Origin of the sequence: Shewanella sp. Sh95, from assembly GCF_001308045.1 — a bacterium.
Taxonomy (GTDB): Bacteria; Pseudomonadota; Gammaproteobacteria; order Enterobacterales; family Shewanellaceae; genus Shewanella; species Shewanella xiamenensis.
The window spans coordinates 1-5,263 of the sequence record NZ_LGYY01000070.1 but is presented as its reverse complement, the minus strand read 5'-3'; the positions used below and the strand labels follow the sequence as shown (position 1 = coordinate 5,263).

Annotated in this window: 4 protein-coding genes and 1 pseudogene; 4 read left to right on the top strand and 1 reads right to left on the bottom strand. The window is 37.7% G+C overall.

All coding sequences use genetic code 11. The annotated features are described in order from the left end of the window. Positions 1-253: 253 nt before the first annotated feature. Positions 254-1,330 (bottom strand): hypothetical protein, encoded by a 1,077-nt coding sequence (locus AEA42_RS05330; protein WP_055647177.1) that lies wholly within the window; start codon positions 1,328-1,330, stop codon positions 254-256. A gap of 299 nt (positions 1,331-1,629) precedes the next feature. Here AEA42_RS05330 and AEA42_RS05325 point away from each other — a divergent pair. The 4 genes and pseudogenes from AEA42_RS05325 (at position 1,630) to AEA42_RS05310 (ending at position 5,245) form a co-directional block, all read left to right on the top strand. Beyond that, positions 1,630-2,482, top strand: a pseudogene (locus AEA42_RS05325) (IS5 family transposase). Between the two features lie 417 nt (positions 2,483-2,899). Beyond that, the gene (locus tag AEA42_RS05320) at positions 2,900-3,628 is read left to right on the top strand and encodes a MipA/OmpV family protein (RefSeq protein WP_055647176.1); all 729 of its coding nucleotides are present in this window, start codon (positions 2,900-2,902) and stop codon (positions 3,626-3,628) included. 20 nt (positions 3,629-3,648) lie between these two features. Next, positions 3,649-3,984 carry a hypothetical protein gene (locus AEA42_RS05315; protein WP_055647175.1) on the top strand — a complete coding sequence of 112 codons (336 nt, stop codon included), beginning with the start codon at positions 3,649-3,651 and terminating at the stop codon, positions 3,982-3,984. A gap of 157 nt (positions 3,985-4,141) precedes the next feature. Continuing rightward, the gene (locus tag AEA42_RS05310; protein ID WP_055647174.1) at positions 4,142-5,245 is read left to right on the top strand and encodes an efflux RND transporter periplasmic adaptor subunit; all 1,104 of its coding nucleotides are present in this window, start codon (positions 4,142-4,144) and stop codon (positions 5,243-5,245) included. The last annotated feature ends 18 nt before the right edge of the window (positions 5,246-5,263 follow it).

Here is a 5,263-nt window from a genome sequence, read left to right as displayed (position 1 = left end):
TTGGAGGTACTCAGGCGGCCTGATTATCAAATCACGGAGAAAGAATTGCTGGCGGCCTGGGTATTATTCGCCAATCAGTTGCTCAAATATGGCTATGCTATGGCTGATTTATGAGGGGATCCTTCAGAACATAGTCACCTCATTTATGTGTAAATGTGCAAGGTCACTATAAGCAGTCTAAAAATAATTAATAAGGGAGCGAATGGATGGAAATCACTCCCCCGACAAATCAAGGCTTTGATTTAAAACAGATTTACCTCACCCTAACTTTTTTTCGTAAAATAAGCTCAGCATATTTTGCATTATCCACTGAAAAATTGTGATCATTAAAATATGTGATTAATAGAGAATTTACTTTTGACATGTCCTCAGATTTGATGTGTATGCCATGTAACGCAAATGCTTGTACCAAAAAGGGAAATTTACAATCTGGATTAGTATTATCGTTGACTAATAGATCTCTAATATTATTACCCTTAGGGTTTGGGATTAGGAAATGAGCTGCAGTCACAGCTTTCTTACCAGAGTATCCCATTGTACGTTCAATTTTTGCAGCTAGATCCTTGGATGTGATTGTTGATTTACAATTATTTGAGAAAAGTTGATAACCTAACGCTGCTAATTGATCAAGATCACTCTTGTCACGCAAATCCTCAGGAATGTAGTAAGGACTATCAGAGGGGATAGAATCCAGATCATTATGTATAAAATTGAGAATGTCTGACTCATAGACGACTAATGAATCGAAGGTAATATCAATCCCAACTATGTCATTTAGCGTACTATTATCTTTAGCCCAATAATCAACGGCTTTATTGGTAAATAGGATTTCACCACAAGAGACGGATTTCAGGAGAGTACGGGAAATTGGTTTGTGATCAATCGTCTGAATATTAGACTTTTGACTTCGGCGAGTTTCTACAGCTAAACTCAATTTACCATCGGTGTCATAAATCATGATTAAATTTAATTTGTTGATTCTTATGATTTTATGAGTAAGCAAAATGGATAGTTCATTTGCACCTAGACAACCGTAGCTGACACCCTTTATGAGTTGGACATCAGTGATTTTTTGAAGATCTTTTTCAAACTGTTGTTCCTTATCCCTTTTAGCATCACTGTAAGGAATGAAAGGCCTTACTTCCTGTGAATTTTTTATTTCTCCTTGTATCCATTTAAGTAGATCATCACTCGCGCGTTTTATAACCCATGCATTCTTATTATCAGGCACCCTGAAAAGTATCGGCATATCCTTATCCATCAAAAATTTTATGACAGAGGCGGTACTTTTATTCAAATTGACTGACGATAGCTGAACCACTCTTTCCATAGACTTATATCCTTAATTGTTTGCTATTTCTGCTACTAATAGCAGAAATAGCAAACGGAGTGGTAACAATTTTTTACTCTGATGGACTGTAGTAGTTTTGAAACTTGCGTACAGGGTGACTAATTTGCTTCGCGCTAAGCGTAGTTCGCCGAGTAAACATGAAAATCACAGCGTTGTTGCCCAAATGAATGAACCTTCTGTCTCAGATGCGAGCAGATCATGTAACTACCACACAGGAAGCTCATCAGATATGCAAATCCAAGCATCGCATCACCAATTGACCGGAATACTACAAAGCGCTGACCAACCGGGGCTCACTGACTTTTTGGATAGACGCGCAGGCAATCAACCCCTGGTGTAGCACTGACCATCTGATGCCCGAGGTCGGGGATTTCAATACAGTGACACGGCGATAGACACCACCTTGATACTCAAAGGGTTATTTAATCTCCCCTTACGAGCACTAGAAGATTTTCTCAACTAAGTGTGTCATTTGATGAGTGTGCAATTAACTTTATCTGATTACAGTTACATCAGCAAACTGGCAAAAATAGTCAAGATTAACTACCGTAACCCAAACCGAGATGCGATTGCTCATTTGGATGTCGATGCCGCAGAGCTGAAAGTCTATGGCTAAGATGAATGGAAAATGCGAAAACATATTAAGGAAAAACGCAGTACTTGCCGTAATTTGCATCTAGCGTTAAATGCGGCCACACATAAAGTCATCGCAGCCGAAGTCAATTTAGAGAGTGTGGCAGATAGCGCTGCTCTACCAACATTATTCCCCCCTGAGACGCAAGATAAAACAAGTGTCAGCTGATGGCGCTGATGACACCAAAAACAGTCATAAGCTGCAGTAACACAGAGGGAGTAAACCTACGATACCGCAGCAGAAAAATGCGGGTTATTGGGAAGAAGGCCCTACAGAAACGAGGCCGTCACCGCGCAGAAAAGTGATGAACTCAAACGATGAAAACAAGACCAACGCTCCCGATCAGAACTGCTGTGTATCGTTGCATGCTGCTTATTAGCTTAGACGAAATTGAGCTGCGCGAAAACAACGGTCAAGTCGACAAGACATTGACTGGTGTGAAAGTGATGAACAAAGTCATAGGTATGCTTATTCGCCAGAGGGTCAATGAATACTAGGGCCACTGTTAAAAAGGCTTACCTAAGATTGATTTAGGCAACAACGCCAGTCTCAGGAATTCCTGAAACTTACTGTGAGATTTGATATTTAAACAATTATGGCGACTTTGTTCGCCAAATCGGTTCAGGAAACAAAGCCGAAATTACATCCAGAGAAAAAAACACTATCTAGCATAGAAATGTTATATAGATTAATTATACACAAATTCGATCCCACACCAGTCAACCTAAACATTAACAATATATAAAATCAATCACATAGACCATTTTTAAGGCGTTTTATAAAATTTAATCAACTTTGCCTAGTTTATAATTTGACCACATTGACAAAAAACGATCAAAAATCTACACTTCACCTCATTATGAATCAATATTCATTTATGCACCATATTGGTGCAATCTATTGTGAGGTATAACATGCGTTGTCCATGCGTTAAAACTTTGTTTCTTTCCGTACTTTCAATGGGGCTCACTATTGAAGCTTCAGCTAACGATTCACCTTGGTCCTTGGGTGTAGGAGTTCTCAATCTATCATCGCCTTACATTGGCGTTGATAATAAAAACTATGGCCTACCATTGGTTAACTACAATGGTGAGAGATTAAGGGCAAGCATCTTTAATCTTGAATATGATATTTATGAAATTGAACGCCTAAAACTCTCTTTTGCTACAGAGTTAGGTGAAGATTTTTTAAAGGCTTCTGATTCTAAAGACTCAGCCGTCAGAATGCTTGAAGATAGAAAAATCTCAATATATTCAGGAGCAAAACTTTCTTATCACTCTCCAATAGGGATTTTTAATACATCAGCGTTATATGATATTTCAGGCCATAGTGAAGGGAGTATATTTAAAATAAACTACAGTTATCCTGTACGTATAACAAATGACTTAAGCTTTATTCCGTCAGTTGGTACTACATTTAAAAGTGCTGACGTTGCCAACTACTATTATGGCACGGACAACTATAATATTGGTAACACTACTGATTTGACTTTAAACATGATTATTTCATATAAAATCTCAGAATCGTTAAATGCAACCGCATTTTTAAGGCACATTGTCTTAGATAAAGACATTAGTAACTCCCCAATTGTAGAAAATGACAGCGTCACTATGGCGATGTTATCGCTTACATATAAATTTTGAAATCATATAAAGGCCAATTTATGAAAACAGTCATAATTACATTATTAACAATGCTAATTACATTCACCTCGTGGATGACTAAAGCTGATAATAACTCCAAAGAATATAAACTTGGGGCGTTTTCAGGTGCAATGAAATACTGCGAAGATAAATTTGATGATACTGAACGGTACAAATGGGCTCGTTTACGTGCGGCTGAAGAGTTTAAGGATATGTCGGGTGCTGAAAAATTTAGTTACGGACTTGGCAGAGATAATGCTAATCGAAAAGGACAGTATTTCGGAAAAAAATTGGACAAAAACGAATGCCGCACTTTGTTAAATCTTAGTGAATGGAAACGGTTCAAGCAGCGATAATGTCAAAGGTCAACACAGTGAAAGCACCTTCATAGGTGCTTTTTCTGTTAATCTTACCCCACAACTAGTATTAACATACTTGCAACACTGTGATTGAATGTTCATCAAGCAGAGAATATGATGTAACCACTTAATTTAAAAGTAATTAGGACAAATTATGTATAAATTTACGACTAAAAAGATTCAAGTTAAATCATTATTTATCATTGCATTATCAGCCGCAATCAGTGGCTGTGAGCAACCTGCCGAAACTGTTGCTGTAGATATGTCATTTTCACGTCCTGCGATGATTGAAGAAATTACGGCCTCAGATATTTCTGGACTCAGTTTTACAGGAACAGTCCGAGCAGCACAAAGAGCTGAGCTATCTTTTAAAACATCAGGCAAAATCGTCAAAATTTACTTACAAGAAGGTGCATCGGTTAACCAAGGTCAGCTTTTAGCTGAACTTGATAATACTGAACAAAAAATTGCGTTAAACTCGGCGAAAACACAGTACGACAAAGCAGAGTCTGACTACCAACGTGGACTAACCATTTTTAACTCTACCCAAGCAATATCAAAAAGCGATTTAGAAAAACTTAAAACTGAACGTGACTTAGCCAAGAACAAATTCAACTCTGCCCAAGAGACACTAGATTATACCAAAATCACTGCTCCATTTTCTGGTGTAATTACAAAAAAACTAGTAAATGAATTCTCTGTCATTCAACCTAATCAACCGCTATTTGTATTACAAAATTTAAACAACTTGGAAGCAGTAATAGATGTTCCTTCTAAGCTTTTTGCTGAAGGTAGTCGAAATATAAATGCTGTAGGCGAAGTTGAAGGGATTAGTAATGTTAAGTTCCCACTCTATTATCGATATTTTACGCTAGATGCAGAGAGGTCAACACAAACTTACACTGTTGTTTTAGCCTTTTCAGATTTAAAGAAGCAAAATGTATTGCCCGGGATGTCAATTACTGTATCCCCACAGACCAATGATACGGCTGCGATTAATGTTTCTATACCAATCAGCGCTATTATTCCTGATAACATGGGAAAGGAGTTTGTATGGATAGTTGATGGCAACAATAAAGTCTCAAAACAATATGTTGAAACAGGTACATTACTCGGGAACAGAATTGTCATTAACACAGGCTTAAAACCCCCGAATTCAACTGCGAAGTGCGACACTCGCCAATATCAAGCAGCCAATACCATTTCTTTAAAGACAATCGCTGGTTGCTTGAAATCTAAACACTTTTTCGGTCGATAATTTATCCGTGATAAAGCG

Coding starts and splice junctions, on each gene's coding strand:
- AEA42_RS05310 (WP_055647174.1), top strand. CDS start 4,142: ATGTATAAATTTACGACTAAAAAGATTCAAGTTAAATCATTATTTATC.
- AEA42_RS05330 (WP_055647177.1), bottom strand. CDS start 1,330: ATGGAAAGAGTGGTTCAGCTATCGTCAGTCAATTTGAATAAAAGTACC.
- AEA42_RS05320 (WP_055647176.1), top strand. CDS start 2,900: ATGCGTTGTCCATGCGTTAAAACTTTGTTTCTTTCCGTACTTTCAATG.
- AEA42_RS05315 (WP_055647175.1), top strand. CDS start 3,649: ATGAAAACAGTCATAATTACATTATTAACAATGCTAATTACATTCACC.